The 14332-nt window shown below is 73.5% G+C and carries 14 protein-coding genes; 4 read left to right on the top strand and 10 right to left on the bottom strand.

From position 1 onward, the window contains the following. Positions 1–74 precede the first annotated feature (74 nt). A complete protein-coding gene (locus tag JQN84_RS11745) occupies positions 75–1223 on the bottom strand; it encodes an acyl-CoA dehydrogenase family protein (protein ID WP_204958408.1) in 1149 nt (382 codons plus the stop codon). Positions 1224–1361: 138 nt separating this feature from the next. Further along, positions 1362–2894, bottom strand: a complete 1533-nt coding sequence (locus JQN84_RS11740) for an acyl-CoA carboxylase subunit beta (RefSeq protein ID WP_204958407.1) — start codon at positions 2892–2894, stop codon at positions 1362–1364. A 208-nt stretch (positions 2895–3102) separates the two neighbouring features. On the opposite strand from JQN84_RS11740, the gene JQN84_RS11735 reads away from it, so the two are divergent. Continuing rightward, entirely contained in the window at positions 3103–3672 is a 570-nt protein-coding gene (locus JQN84_RS11735) for a snapalysin family zinc-dependent metalloprotease (RefSeq protein ID WP_204958406.1), read from the top strand. Between the two features lie 88 nt (positions 3673–3760). On the opposite strand, the gene JQN84_RS11730 is transcribed toward JQN84_RS11735, so the two are convergent. Continuing rightward, positions 3761–4675: a hydroxymethylglutaryl-CoA lyase gene (locus JQN84_RS11730; protein ID WP_372445969.1), complete on the bottom strand. Its 915-nt coding sequence runs from the start codon at positions 4673–4675 to the stop codon at positions 3761–3763. Positions 4676–4844: 169 nt separating this feature from the next. Further along, the gene (locus tag JQN84_RS11725) at positions 4845–5054 is read right to left on the bottom strand and encodes a hypothetical protein (RefSeq protein WP_204958405.1); all 210 of its coding nucleotides are present in this window, start codon (positions 5052–5054) and stop codon (positions 4845–4847) included. A 397-nt stretch (positions 5055–5451) separates the two neighbouring features. Between JQN84_RS11725 and JQN84_RS11720 the strand changes: the two genes are divergently transcribed. Next, a complete protein-coding gene (locus tag JQN84_RS11720) occupies positions 5452–6339 on the top strand; it encodes a hypothetical protein (RefSeq protein WP_204958404.1) in 888 nt (295 codons plus the stop codon). A gap of 91 nt (positions 6340–6430) precedes the next feature. Here JQN84_RS11720 and JQN84_RS11715 read toward each other — a convergent pair whose 3' ends face one another. Continuing rightward, a complete protein-coding gene (locus JQN84_RS11715) occupies positions 6431–7768 on the bottom strand; it encodes an acetyl-CoA carboxylase biotin carboxylase subunit (protein WP_204958403.1) in 1338 nt (445 codons plus the stop codon). Between the two features lie 105 nt (positions 7769–7873). Continuing rightward, positions 7874–8488, bottom strand: a complete 615-nt coding sequence (locus JQN84_RS11710) for a TetR/AcrR family transcriptional regulator (protein WP_145917209.1) — start codon at positions 8486–8488, stop codon at positions 7874–7876. Between the two features lie 175 nt (positions 8489–8663). Between JQN84_RS11710 and JQN84_RS11705 the strand changes: the two genes are divergently transcribed. Further along, on the top strand, positions 8664–9086 hold the full coding sequence (locus JQN84_RS11705; protein ID WP_204958402.1) for a DUF7144 family membrane protein: 423 nt from the start codon (positions 8664–8666) through the stop codon (positions 9084–9086). Here the strand turns inward: JQN84_RS11705 and JQN84_RS11700 are convergent. Both JQN84_RS11700 and JQN84_RS11695 read right to left on the bottom strand, forming a co-directional pair. Continuing rightward, a complete protein-coding gene (locus tag JQN84_RS11700) occupies positions 9058–10689 on the bottom strand; it encodes an alpha/beta fold hydrolase (RefSeq protein ID WP_204958401.1) in 1632 nt (543 codons plus the stop codon). The two genes, JQN84_RS11705 and JQN84_RS11700, sit on opposite strands and share 29 nt — an antisense overlap. Positions 10690–10768: 79 nt before the next feature. After that, entirely contained in the window at positions 10769–11962 is a 1194-nt protein-coding gene (locus JQN84_RS11695) for an FAD-dependent oxidoreductase (protein WP_204958400.1), read from the bottom strand. Positions 11963–12062: 100 nt separating this feature from the next. Between JQN84_RS11695 and JQN84_RS11690 the strand changes: the two genes are divergently transcribed. Next, positions 12063–12617 (top strand): TetR/AcrR family transcriptional regulator, encoded by a 555-nt coding sequence (locus JQN84_RS11690; protein WP_204958399.1) that lies wholly within the window; start codon positions 12063–12065, stop codon positions 12615–12617. Positions 12618–12750: 133 nt separating this feature from the next. Here the strand turns inward: JQN84_RS11690 and JQN84_RS11685 are convergent, their stop codons facing one another. Together JQN84_RS11685 and JQN84_RS11680 are read right to left on the bottom strand one after the other, a co-directional pair. Continuing rightward, complete coding sequence (locus tag JQN84_RS11685) at positions 12751–13653, bottom strand: sulfurtransferase (protein ID WP_204958398.1); 903 nt, start codon at positions 13651–13653, stop codon at positions 12751–12753. A 58-nt stretch (positions 13654–13711) separates the two neighbouring features. Continuing rightward, a complete protein-coding gene (locus tag JQN84_RS11680; RefSeq protein ID WP_239485267.1) occupies positions 13712–14332 on the bottom strand; it encodes an imidazolonepropionase-like domain-containing protein in 621 nt (206 codons plus the stop codon).

Raw genomic sequence — 14332 nt, 5'->3', positions numbered from 1 at the left:
CTACTGACGAAGGGCTGCGGATACCCGACAGAGCACCGTTCCCGGCCGGCGGCGGACCCGTCGCGCGGGTATGGTCACAGCCCCAGGTCGCGGGCGATGATCATGCGCTGCACCTCGGAGGTGCCCTCGCCGATCTCCAGGATCTTGGAGTCCCGCCAGAACCGGGCCACCGGGTACTCGTTCATGAATCCGTAGCCGCCGTGGATCTGGGTGGCCTCCCGGGCGTTGTCCACGGCGATGGTGCTGGCGTGCAGTTTGGCGATCGCCGCCTGCCGCTTGAACGGCTCACCGGCGAGCATCCGGGCGGCGGCGTCGTGGTAGGCCAGCCGGGCGGTGTGCGCCTTCGACTCCATGTCGGCGATCTTGAACTGGATGGCCTGGTAGTTGCCGATCGGCTGACCGAACGCCTGGCGCTCCTTCGCGTACTTCACCGACTCGTCGACGCAGCCCTGGGCGAGGCCGACGGCCAGCGCGGCGATGGCGATCCGCCCCTCGTCGAGGATGCGCAGGAACTGGGCGAAGCCCCGACCGCGCTCGCCGAGCAGGTTCCCGGCCGGCACCCGGCAGTCGTCGAAGGTCAGCTCGTGGGTGTCCGAGGCGTTCCACCCCACCTTCGAGTACCCGGGCGCGACGGTGAAGCCGGGTGTCCCCGACGGCACGATGATGGTGGAGAGTTCCTTCGAGCCGTCCGGGTTGGTGCCGGTGACCGCGGTGACGGTGACCAACGCGGTGATGTCGGTGCCCGAGTTGGTGATGAACGCCTTCGACCCGTTGATCACCCACTCGTCGCCGTCCAGGACGGCCCGGGTCCGGGTGCCACCCGCGTCCGAGCCGGTGCCCGGCTCGGTCAGCCCGAACCCGGCGAGAGCCTCGCCGCTGAGCAGCTTCGGCAGCCAGCGGGCCTGCTGCTCGGCGGTGCCGAACCGGTAGATCGGCATCGCGCCGAGGGAGACCGCCGCCTCCAGGGTGATCGCCACGCTGGAGTCGACCCGGGCCAGTTCCTCCAGCGCCAGGCAGAGCGCGAAGTAGTCGCCGCCCATGCCGCCGTGCTCCTCGGGGAAGGGCAGGCCGAACAGCCCCATCTTGCCCATCTGCCGGACGATCTCGTACGGGAAGGTGTGCCGCTCGTAGTGCTCGGCGATCACCGGGGCGACCGTCTCGCGGGCGAAGTCCCGCACGCTCTCCCGCAGCGCCTCGTGCTCCTCGCTGAGCCGGAAGTCCATCGGTTCCTCCTGGTACGGGTGCCGCCCCCGGGCGCTCGTGACGCCGGGAACGGCGGATCGGGTGGGCGACCGGTCGGACCCGGTCGACGGTGGTGGCGGCGGCTCGACCGGGCGGGCCGGTAGGGGTCTGGCGGTCGGTCAGACCGGGGTGACCCCGTGCCGGCGGCGGGAGAAGTGCCGGTCCTTGCTGCGGGCGGCGGCGAACCGGCGGACCAGTTCGGCGCGCAGCTCGTGCGGTTCGACGATCGTGTCGATGACCAGTTCGCTGGCGAGCCGCACCACGTCGATGTCCCGCTCGTACTCGGCCCGTTTGGCGGCGACGAAGGCGGCCCGTTCGGTCTCGTCGGCGATCGCCGCGATCTTGTTGGCGTAGACGGCGTTGACGGCGGCCTCGGCCCCCATCACCGCGATCTTCGCGGTGGGCAGGGCGATCGTCGCGTCCGGCGCGAAACCGGGGCCGGCCATCGCGTAGAGACCCGCGCCGTACGCCTTGCGGACCACCACACAGATCTTGGGTACGGTCGCCTCGGAGATCGCGGTGATCATCTTGGCCCCGTGCCGGATGATGCCCTGCTTCTCCACCGCGCTGCCGACCATGAACCCGGGCACGTCGCTCAGGAACAGCAGCGGCACGTTGAACGCGTCGCAGAGCTGCACGAACCGGGTCGCCTTGTCGGCCGAGTCGACGAAGAGCACCCCGCCCTTGAACATCGAGTTGTTGCCGACCACGCCGACGACCTCACCGTCGAGCCGACCGAAGCCGACGGTCAGCTCCCTGGCCCAGAGCGCCTGGATCTCGAAGAACGAACCCTCGTCGAGCAGGCCCCTGACGTACCGGCGCATGTCGAACGCCTGCCGCTCGCTGGCCGGCACCAGCGCGGCCAGGTCGGCCTTGGCGGGCGCGGCGACGGCCGGGGCGGCCGGCGGCTGCTGTTGCCAGTTCGACGGCAGGTACGACAGGTAGGTCTTCACCACGTCGAGTGCGTCGGCCTCGGTCCTGCACAGGAAGTGCCCGACACCGGACTCGGCGCAGTGCACCCGGGCCCCGCCCATCGCCTCCAGGGTGGTCTTCTCCCCGGTGACCATCTCGACCATCCGGTCGGAGCCGAGGTACATGCTGGCGTTGCCCTCGACCATGGCCACCACGTCGCAGAACGCCGGAATGTACGCCCCGCCGGCGGCGCTCGGCCCGAACAGCGCGCAGACCTGTGGGATCGCCCCGGAGGCGCGGACCTGGTTCCAGAAGATCTTGCCGGCGCCCCGGGGGCCGGGGAAGAGGTCGACCTGGTCGGTGATCCGGGCGCCGGCCGAGTCGACCAGGTAGACCATCGGCACGCCTGTCGAGTAGGCCCGCTCGATGATCCGGATGATCTTCTCGACGGTGCGCGCGCCCCAGCTGCCGGCCTTGACCGTGGAGTCGTTGGCCATCAGGCAGACCGGCCGGCCGTCGATGGTGGCGGTGCCGGTGACCACGCCGTCGGCGGGCAGCCCCTCGGCCAGGGCGTTGGCGTAGAGGCCGTCCTCGACGAAGGAGCCCTCGTCGACCAGGAGCGCGACCCGTTCCCGGGCGAACAGCTTGCCCTTGCCGGCGTTGGCCGCATGGTATTTGTCGGCACCGCCGGAGCGGGCCCGCTTGCGTAGCTGCTCCAGTGCCTCACCGTCGAGCGTCACGCCGACCCCCTCGCCCCGCGCCTCGTGGGCGCGCCCGACCGCCATGCCGCCGTGGGCGTCGTGGTGGACGCGCCGACCAGCCTGAACGATCGTTAGGCTAGCGCATCCGGGCCCCGCCCGACCACCCGACCGACTTCCCCCCTGGATATTGATACTCAACTATCGATATGGCTACGCTCCAGACACCCCCTCCGGATTGGAGTGAGTCATGAACTCACGCGTCAAGCGCCTCGCCGTCGCCGCCCTGGCGACCGCGACGGCGACCCTCGGCATCACGGTCGCCAACCCCGCGCCCGCCTCCGCCGCGATGACCATCTGCTACAACACCAGCCAGGCGCCCAGCTACGCGAGCGTCGCCAACCAGGCCGCGTCGATCTGGAACAACGCCACCACCAACCTGACGCTCACCGCGAACTGCGGCACCAACCTGCGGATCTACCAGATCACCGGCGGCGGCTCGTACGCCCAGCGCACCAGCCTCGGCAACGGCCGGGTCTACATCGACACCCAGCAGGCCGCCCAGTACAGCCCGCTGCGGATCATGACCCACGAGATCGGGCACATCCTCGGCCTGCCCGACAACTACAACGGCAACTGCGCGATCCTGATGTCCGGCGGCAGCGCCGGCACCAGCTGCACCAACCCGTACCCGAGCACCACCGAGGCGAACCGGGTGAGCAGCCTGTTCGCCGGCACCCTCAGCGCCAACGACCGCCGCAGCGGCACCGGCAGCCAGGTCTTCAAGGACAGCTGGCCGGGTCTGCTCACCGTGGGCTGACCCGCGAGGCGATCCGACGGAGGGGCCGGCACCACGCCGGCCCCTCCCCGCGTCTCTCCGGTCTCCCAGCCGCGCGGTCGGCCGCCCCTCAGCGGGCGGTCAACCGGGTACGCGGGCCGGCCCGCAGCACCCCCGACGGCAGCCGCTTGCCGAGCAGTTCCTCGGCCAACTCGGCGACCCCGACCAGGGCGTCCAGGTCGATGCCGGTGTCGATGCCCATGTCGTGCAGCATGTGCACCGCCTCCTCGGTGGCCAGGTTCCCGCTCGCCCCCGGCGCGTACGGGCAGCCACCCAGGCCGCCGACGCTGGCGTCGAACTCGGTGACCCCCAGTTCCAGGGCGGTCAGCAGGTTCGCCAACGCCGTTCCCCTGGTGTTGTGGAAGTGCAGCAGCACCGGCACGTCGGGCTCCCGGTCGCGGACGGCGGTGACCAGCTCGCGGACCCGTCGGGGCGTACCCATGCCGGTGGTGTCGCCGAACGCGACCCGGTCCGCGCCGTCGCGGACCACCCGCTCGACGATCCCGGCGACCCGCCCCGGGTCGACGTCCCCCTCGTACGGGCAGCCGAAGCTGGTCGCCACGATCACCTCGGCCCGCGCGCCCGCGCCGTGCAGCAGGTCGATCAGCGCGGCGATGTCGTCGAGCGACTCGGCGGTGGAGCGGTTGACGTTACGCCGGTTGTGCGTGTCGCTGGCCGAGACCACCACCTCGATCTCGGTGAAACCGGCGGCCAGGGCCCGCTCGGCACCACGGGTGTTGGGCACCAGCGCCGAATAGCGGACCCCCTCGACCTTCCCGGCCCGCCGCCACACCTCGTCGGCGTCGGCCATCTGCGGGATCGCCTTCGGGTGCACGAACGACACCGCCTCGATCCGGCGCACGCCGGTGCCGGAGAGGGCGTCGAGCAGCCGCACCTTGGCCCCGGTGGGGATCGGCTCCTCGTTCTGGAGCCCGTCGCGCGGCCCGACCTCGCGGATCGACACCGCCGCTGGCATCTGACTCATGGTCACCTCGCTGTGACATCTGGTCGCCGGGGGTGTCCCGCGTCGCCGCCCCTCGTGGGGGCGACGGCCGGCGACGCCGGACGACAGGTGGTCCCTCCAGGGAACCACCACGCCGGCCGCCGCCGCCACGCCACCCCCGGACCGCCCGGGTGCCGGCCGCCCCGGGAGATCACCGGGCCGGCGGTCCCTCCACCAGCTCGGCGGCGCTACGCAGCACCGCCGCGACCGCGCCCGCCCAGGCCACCGCGTCCTCCCGGCCCAGGACCAGCGCCATCGCCACCGCACCCTCCGCGAACAGCGACATCGACCGCAGGTACCGGCCCACCCGACGACGGTCGGGGCGCGGGCACGCGCCGTCGGTCAGTCTTCCGCTTCCCATGTTCTCCGCCCCCACGCCGCATGACAGGCGATGGCCTCTCCACCGCCCCGGTGGCGCGACCGGTTCCCGCCGCGCGGGCGTCGACCGACCGCCGACGAACGCGCGGCGACCGATCCGGTCGCATGACGGGCCCAACGACCGGCCGGGCCGCGCCGCACGCCGTTCTGGCCGGGCAGCACCGGGACGGGCGGCCAAAGTGGACCGTCCACCGACTGCTGCCGGACACCGGCACCGCACCGGGCCCGGGACCGTCCAACCCGGACGGCACCCGGCCCTACCCGGACAACGACCCGGCCAGAAACTGACCACGGAAACAGGCCGAAACGCTCACGATTTGCGGATGGAGGGTACGAATACCTTCCCGGGTCAGGCAGCTCTCCGCACGAAAGGTCCGCCCATGTCCTCCCACACCAGCACGCCGTCCCCGGACCGGGGACGGCACCAGCGGCACTGGCTCGTCCCACGCGAGCACCTGGCCGCCGGCTACGCGGCCCGGTACGGGTCGCCGGCGGTGTCCGAGTACGCGCTGGCGGTCCGCGACCTCATCGAGCGGTCTCCGGAGTTCGGGACTGTCGACACCTGGAGCAGGCTGGCCGAACGGATCTGCCGCAACCGGCCGGGCCGGGACCGGGACACCTGGCGCAAGCGGCTGTCCCGGCACTTCACCACCGAGACCAAGGGACCGCCGTGGCAGACCGTGGTGCTGGTGGTCGAGTGCACCGTCGCGGCAGCCGACCGGGCGGCCACCCTGAGCCGGTTCGAGCGGCTCTACGAGGCGGCCCGGGGCGAGCCGCCGACGGACCGCCGACCGGCCGCCGACCGGGCCCACCCCGACGGCTGCGGACCGCCGGGGACCGCCACCGACGGGGCGGCCCGTGCCGAGGGTGACGCCGGGCTGGTCATCGCCCAGCTCCGCGCGGAGAACGCCGTGCTGCGCCGTACGGTGGCCGCGCGGGAAGCCGAGAACGAACTGCTCCGCGCCACCCTCGACGCCGTGCACCGGACGGTCCCGAAGGGCCACCCCCACCGGCTCCCCGACGGGGGCAGCCACCCGGCGGACCCGTCCGGACGGGAGGCGGCCCTGCTCGACGGGCTGGCCCGCAAGGACCGCAACCCGGGGCACTTCCCCGCCGGCCCGACCCCGACCAACGACGCCCCGGCCGGTCGGCACCGCCCACCCCGGATCGACACGGTGTCGCTGCCGCCCCGCCTCGACGTCGTCGGCCCGCCACCGCACCGGCCGATGCCTCGGCCGTACCCGCCGGGCGGGACGCGGCGGGCCTGATCCCCCGGGCCCGCTCCAGGCGGACCCGGGGGATCAGGCCGGCCCGACCACGGGATCCGGGTCGGCGGACCCGTGGTCGGCCACGCCGGGGTCAGCGCATCCGGCCGACGATGCCGGTGTCGTAGTCGCCGGAGACGAACTCCTCGTTGTCCAGCAGCTCGGCGAAGAAGGGCAGGTTGTTCTTCGGGCCGGCGACCGCGAAGCCGGCCACCGCCGTCCGGGCCCGTTCGATCGCCTCGGCCCGGTCCGCCCCGGTGACGACGAGCTTGGCCAGCAGACTGTCGTAGAACGGGGTCACCGTGTTGCCGGCGACGTAGCCGGAGTCGACGCGTACCCCCTCGCCGGTCGGCTCCACCCAGGTGCCGATGACGCCGGGGCCGGGCAGGAACCGCTTCGGGTCCTCCGCGTTGATCCGCAGCTCGATCGCGTGCCCGCGCGGGGTCAGCGCGTCCGGGTCGAAGGTCGGTGGCAGGCCGGCCGCCACCCGCAGCTGCTCCTCGACCAGGTCGACGCCGTAGACCAGCTCGGTCACCGGGTGCTCCACCTGGAGCCGGGTGTTCATCTCCAGGAAGAAGAACTCCTGCGTGGCCGGGTCGAGCAGGCACTCCACGGTGCCCGCGTTGCGGTAGCCGACCGCCTCGCCGGCCCGTACGGCGGCGGCCAGGAACCGCGCCCGCAGTTCCGGGGAGACCGCCGGGGAGGGGGACTCCTCGACCAGCTTCTGGTTGCGCCGCTGCACCGAGCACTCCCGCTCGCCGAGCGCCACCACCCGGCCGTCGGCCAGGCCGAGGATCTGCACCTCGACGTGGCGTACCCGGGGGAAGTAGCGCTCGATGAGCACCGAGCCGTCGCCGAACATCCGCTCGGCGAACGCGCGGACCTTGTCGTACTCGGTGCGCAGCGCGGCCTCGTCGGCGGCCACCGCCATGCCCATCCCGCCGCCACCGGCGGCGGCCTTGACCATCACCGGGTAGCCGATCCCCGTGGCGGCGGCGACCGCCGCGTCGAGGTCGGTGGCCGGCTCGGTGGTGCCGGGCGCGACCGGTACCCCGGCCGCCGCCATCAGGTTCCGCGCGTTGATCTTGTCGCCCATCGCGGTGATCGCGTCCGCGCCGGGCCCGACCCAGACCAGCCCACGGGCCTGCACCGTACGGGCGAAGTCGGCGTTCTCCGACAGGAAGCCGTAACCGGGGTGGATCGCCTGCGCGCCGGTGGACTCGGCGGCGGCCAGGATCGCCTCGACGTTGCGGTAGCTCTGGGCGGGGTTCGCCGGTCCCACGCACACCGCCTCGTCGGCCTCGACCACGAACGGCAGGTCGGCGTCGGCCTCCGAGTGCACCGCGACCGCCCGGACACCGAGCCGTTTCGCGGTACGGATGATCCGGCGGGCGATCTCGCCCCGGTTGGCGACCAACAGCGACTCGATCATGTTTCCTCCAGCGTCCAGGGTGGGGACGGTTGCTCGACGTCCAGGGGTGCGGACGGATGCCAGGAAACCACGGTCGGGCCGTCGGCCACGAGTCGGGCGGGAGGGTCAGGAGTCGGTCTCGGCGAGCAGGGCGGCCAGCGCGGCGGCCCGCAGCAGCGCCGCCCGACGCCGCCGGTCGACCTCGCCGCCGAGGAACGGGGTCGAGTTCATCAGGCCGAACGCGGCGTGCGCCAGCACCCGTGCCTCGCCGTCGGGCAGCCCCGGGTGCAGCGCGGTCAGCACGGTCACCCACTCCTCGACGTACAGCCGTTGGAGCTTGCGGATGCGGCGGCGCGGCTCGTCCGGGAGGCGGTCCAGCTCGTGCAGGTGCAGGGCGATCACGGCCGGGTTCGCCAGCGCGAAGTCGACGTGGAAGTCGATCAGGGACTCCAGCGCGCCACGCGGGTCGCCGGGACGGCTGGCCGCCCGGTCCCGGCCACCGTCGAGCAGCCCCTCGCTGACCGGGATCAGCGCGGCGGCGAGCATCGCCTCCTTGCCGGCGAAGTGGTGGTAGAGGGCGGGGCCGGTCACCCCGGCGGCCGCACCGATGTCGTCCATGGAGACCCCGTGGTAGCCGCGGGCGGCGAAGAGCCCGACAGCGATCTCCAGGATCTCGTCGCGCCTCGACCGGCGCCGGCCCGCGCTGCCTGCGCTGCCCCTAGCCTGCTGCCCCACAGTCACCCGGCAAGCGTAGACCTCGGGCCGGACACCGGGGCCCCTCGGTTACCCGCGGGTTCACCAGGCGGACAGTGGCCGCGTGCGGGGGTGCCGCCGGCAGCCGTCCGGCCGGGTGCCGCCGGTGATCGCCGGACGGCACGCCCCACCGGCCCTAGCCTGGGAAGGGAGGGAGGGTGGGATGACGGCACGACGGCCGGACCGGTCGCTGCTGCTCGCCGGTGGCCTACTGGTCGGCGCGGGCATCTTCGACGTGCTGTCCGGGTTCGGCGACGTCGACAGCGGCGACGTCTACGTCTCGCTGCACGCCGACGGGCTGGTCTTCTACGACCTCACCAACTGGGCCTGGCTGCACGTGGCGAGCGGGGTGCTGCTGGTGGCGACCGGCCTGGTCGTCACCTTCGGTCGCCGCGGGTGGGTGACGGCCGCCCTGGTGGTCGGGGCAGCCGTCGTCGTCGTACACGTGCTGTTCGCGCCGTACCACCCGATCGAGGCGTTGATCGTGGTGGGACTGACCCTCGCCGCCGTCCGGCTGGTCGTCCGGCACCGGCGCGGCGACCGGGACGGCACCCGGGTCAGGACGGCTGGCAGACCTTCCCGGTGAAGGACGGGTCCGGCTGGCGGGCGTCGTTCCAGGCCGGGTTGACCCGGATCGCCAGCGGCGGTGCCTGCCAACCCGCACCGAGCTGCTGGAGCAGCGGATACTCCCGCCGCATCCGGCTCTCCGGCACCCCGGCGAGGAAGTGGATCAGGCGGTCCTGGACCAGGGACCGGCCCAGCAGCCCGCCGTGCACCCCGGGCATCTGGAACACCGGAATGCCCGTGTACTCGCCCGGGGGCGCCTCGGTGGCCGTGGTGGTCGGCAGGAACGCCACCATCCGTACGCCCGGCACCGGGCACATCAACTGGTTGCGGTAGAACGGCGCGTTGTCCAGCAGGGAACGGATGAACGGCTCGTCCGGCCCGGCGTCGGTGACCCCGAACAGTTCGATCGTCCCGAGCAGGGCCCGGAGCTGCCAGCCGGTGGCCACACCCCAGCCGTGGGCCGCCCCGGCCGGCGGGTAGTACGCCCGCCCCGCGTTGATCAACGGGCTGAACATGACCAGGGTGTCCACCGCCGGGTGCGGGTGCTTTGCGAGGTAGGTACGGGCGAGCATCGCCCCCTCGCTCTCCCCGATCAGCGCCACCGGCCGGCCGGTACGCCCGTGCAGGCGGTCCACCTGTGTCCGGAGCAGGGCGGTCCCGCTCTCCAGCGACCGGTTGGTGTCCGACGACCGGTACGGCAGCGGTCGACCGTCCCCGTCCAACCCCCGGTAGGAGAACCGTTCCACGTTCGCGTCGACGGGCGGGGTGCCGTCGTAGGCCGACCCGTGGCCGGCGAGGACGATCACCGCGTGCCGGACGTCGGCGGGCAGCCGCTGCCCCAGCACCACCTGCTCGATCGTCACCCCGGCCGGGACGACCTGCACCAGCAGCGGGATCGCCAGCGGTACGGCGAGGGCCAGCGCGACGGCGATCGGGGTGACCGGCACCCGCGCCCAGCGCACCCGGGGGGCCAGCACGGCGACGTGCACGGTGCGTTCCCAGAGCAGCCCGTTGGCCGCCCCGGCGACCAGCGCGACGGGCACCGTCCACCAGCCGGGAACGCTCCAGCACAGCGCGCTCGCCACGGTGATCACCACGAAGTTCAGCAGCGACCAGCCGACCAGGGAGATCGACGGCAGTCCACGCCACCACGGCCCGACCACGGCGGCGCGTTGCAGGAACGGCGCGAGCAGGAACATCGGCAGCAGCGAGGCGAGCAGCACCCAGGAGAGCGCGACCACCGAGGCGGCCACCGAGATCAACGCCCACGGTGCGACCAGCACGACGACCACGCCGGACAGACCGAGGTTGCGGCCGAGCAGCCAGCGCAGACCGGGCCGGTCCACCCCGGCGGGCCAGGCGAGCGTGACCAGCCCGGTGGTGAGCAGCGCCCGGAACCCGATCACCAGCAGCAGTCCGACCAGGAAGTCGGGCCACGAGTCGTGGTAGACGTACAGCCAGCGCAGGTCGTGGTAGGTGTCGTACGGCCAGACGGCGGTGACCTGGGAGGACAGCCCTTCGGCGGCGACGAACCCGAGGCGGACCAGCAGCACCGCCTCGATCGCCGGGGGCAGGGCGGCCAGGGCGCACAGCGCTGTCAGCCGGGCTCGCGGTCGGTGCACGCCCTCTCCTCACCAGGTGACCGGGGTTCCCCTAGCAGGTTCCCCCGCCCGACGACCGCGTGTCGGGTCTACCGCCGAACTACCGCCGACCGGCTTGCCGCTCGTCCCCCCGATGGGGGGTCGTCGCGCGCTGCTGGAGGCCGGCGAGCCGCAGCGCGATCCGGCGGCGCACCGGCGGCACTCCCGACACCGCGCGTAGCGCCAGGTCCCGCAGCGGCCGGCCGGCGGGCGGCAGGGTGGCCAGCCGGGTCAGCCTGGCGGCGAAGCCGACGACCTCCTCGGCGAGCGGCCGACGGCGGGCCGCGTAGTCGTCCAGCAGGGTGTCGGGGTGGCCGGCGAGGACGTCGCCGAGGGCGGCACCGAGGGCCACCGCGTCGCAGATGCCGAGGTTCATCCCCTGCCCACCGGCCGGGCTGTGCACGTGCGCCGCGTCCCCGGCGAGCAGCACCCGGCCACGGCGGTAGCGGTCGGCGATCCGGTGGTGGACCCGGAACCGGGAACTCCAGAGCACGTCGGTCACCCGGTCCGGCCGCCGGGTCGGGCCGCGTTCGTCGAGCAGCGCCTGGAGCCGGGCGGCGTCCGGGTCGCGGGGCGCGTCGGCGACGGCGGCGACCAGCCGGACCACGCCGTCCGGCAGGGGTGCCCACACCAGCGGACCCGGCCGGGCGAGGAAGAGGGCGACCTCGTCGCGGGGGAGCACGCTGTTCACCCGGACGTCGGCGAGCAGGAACGACTCGCCCCGGTCGGCCGGCCCACCGAAGCCGATGCCGGCCAGGTCACGGACGGTGCTGTGCATGCCGTCCGCGCCGACCACCCAGCGGGCCCGCACGCTCGTCCCGTCGGCGAAGCCGGCCACCGCTCGGTCGCCGTCGTGGTCCAGGCCGGTGAGCTGGTACGGCCGGTGCACCTGCCCGCCGAGGGCGGCCAGCCGCTCGGTGAGCACCGCCTCGGTCACCGACTGGGAGACCAGCAGCGCGTACGGGTACGTCGACGGCAGGTCCCCGAAGTCGAGGGTGAGCAGCACCCGGTCGCGGTCCCGCACGGTGAAGCGCGACGCCCGCAGTCCCCGGGCCACCAGTGGCGCGGTGACGCCGATCCGGTCCAACACCTCAAGCGTGTACGCGTGCACGACGGCGGCCCGGGAGGTGACCGGCGGCGCGGACGCCCGGTCGACCACTGTCACCTCGACGCCCTGTCGGGCGAGGGTGGCCGCGACGGTCAGTCCGGTCGGGCCGGCTCCCACCACCAGGACGTCGGTCTGCGCGGGCAGCATCTCCCACCTCCGTTGCCAACAAGCGTTTGCCAACACTTGTTGGCAACGGTAGGCCGGGTGGACACCGGAGGTCAACGCCTGTTGGCATAGAGTCGGGGACATGACCGCCCGCCGATCGGACGCCACCCGGGCCGCGATCCTGACCGCGGCCCGGCAGCGGTTCGCCGCCGACGGATACGAGCGCGCCACCATCCGGGCCATCGCCGCCGACGCCAGGATCGACCCGTCCATGGTGATGCGCTACTACGGCAGCAAGGAGGGGTTGTTCGCGGCAGCCGCCGAGTTCGACCTGCGGCTGCCGGACCTCACCGACCAGCCCACCGACCAGCTCGGTGAGGTGCTGGTCCGGCACTTCCTCGACCGCTGGGAGGGCGACGGGACGCTGGTCGCGCTGCTGCGTACCGCCGCCACCAACCAGGGTGCGGCCGACCGGATGCGGGCGGTCTTCACCGACCAGCTCGGCGCGGCGGTGGCCGCCGTCGTACCCGATCCGGCGCAGGCACCCCGGCGGGCCGGTCTGGTCGCCAGCCAGATGCTCGGCCTGGCGCTGACCCGGTACGTGCTACGCCTGCCCCCGGTCGTCGACATGCCGCCGGCCGACCTGGTCACCTGGCTGGCCCCCACCGTCCAGCGCTACCTCCGCGCCCCCACCTGACCGCCGTCCGCCGAACGGCCGGCCGCCGGGTGGAATTGGGCGGATGTTGCGGTGTCCCGGGGCTGGGATACCGCAACATCCGCCCAAGCGTGACCCAGCCGGGGGGGCGACCCGGGGCCCGGCGGAGGGCTGGTCAGCCGGCCAGGCCGCCGGGCTGGTCGCCCCGGACCACGGGGGCCCGGACCAGGTTGCCCCACTCGGTCCACGAACCGTCGTAGTTGCGCACCTGCGGGAAGCCCAGCAGGTGGTGCAGGACGAACCAGGTGTGGCTGGACCGCTCGCCGATCCGGCAGTACGCCACCACGTCGTCGGCCGGGCTCAACCCGAGCTGGTCGGTGTAGATCGCCCGCAGCTCGTCGGCCGACTTGAAGGTGCCGTCGTCGTTCGCGGCGGACTTCCACGGCTTGCTCACCGCGCCCGGGATGTGCCCGCCGCGCAGCGCGCCCTCCTGCGGGTAGTCGGGCATGTGCAGCATCTCGCCGGTGTACTCGCCAGGCGAACGGACGTCGACCAGCGGCCGGCCCGCCGCCACGTGCGCCATCACCTGCTCCCGGTACGCCCGGACCGGCGCGTCGTTACGCTGCGGCACCGGATAGTCGGCGCGCGGCCGGACCGTCTTCTCCCGGGTCAGCTCGCGCCCCTCGGCGATCCACTTCTGCCGGCCGCCGTCGAGCAGCCGCACGTCGGCATGACCGAACAGGGTGAACACCCACAGCGCGTACGCGGCCCACCAGTTGAAGTTGTCGCCGTAGAAGACCACCGTGTCGTCCCGGCCGATGCCCTTGGCCGCGCACAGTTCGGCGAAGCTCTCCGCGTCCAGGTAGTCCCGGGTGACCTGGTCGTTCAGCTCGGTGTGCCAGTCGACCTTGACGGCCCCGGGGAGATGACCGGTGTCATAGAGCAGCACGTCCTCGTCGGATTCGACCACGACGAGACCCTCGTCGCCGAGGTGCTCGGCCAACCATTCGGTGGTGACCAGCCGCTGCGGGTCGGCGTACGTCTGGAGGCGGGGATGCGGATCACTCGGCACAGACATGAGCCCAAGTTACGCCGGTATCCGGGGCGTCGGCCGCCCAACGGGACGGGACCGCCGGTCAGGCGCGGCGGTGGACCAGGCGTCCGGCGACGACGGTGGCGAGGCAGCGACCGTCGTCGGCGAAGACGGCCAGGTCGGCGCGGCTGCCGACGGTGAGGGCCGGGGGCCGGGCCACGTCGAGGACGGCGACGTCGTTGCGGGCCGCCGCCGCCCGTAGCGCCGGGTCGGTCAGGTACGCGGCGAGCACCGCGCCGACGCCCGATCGCAGCAGCACGTGCACCCGTTCGCGCGGGGTGGGGGCCGGCGGCAGCGGCCCGTCGTGCACCAGCGCCGGCCCGAGGGTGCCGGGCCACCGCCGCACCCGCACCGTCGGGTACGCCTGCGTCAGCTCCCCGACCGGGCCGACCGCCTCGATCCGGTCCCCGTCGACCAGCACCGCCCAGCCCGAGAGCGGCCCACCGTCGCCCAGGGTCGACCGGTCCGGCTGTGACCCAGCGGAGACCTGCGCCGGCCGGCCCAACTGCGGCTCGTCGTCGGCCGGGACCGCCCGGCCCGGCGGTGGCCCGTCGCCTGGCGTCACCCGGCCCGACGGCGGCTCGTCGCTCGGAATCGTCCGGCCGGGTGGTGGCTCGTCGTCGAGGGTCAGGCGCAGCAGCGGGGCGGTGTGCAGGGTGCGCAC

The organism is Micromonospora humidisoli (assembly GCF_016900955.1).
GTDB lineage: Bacteria > Actinomycetota > Actinomycetes > Mycobacteriales > Micromonosporaceae > Micromonospora > Micromonospora wenchangensis.
Note: the sequence above shows the minus strand (reverse complement) of the source record. Positions and strands in the feature narration are given on the sequence as shown.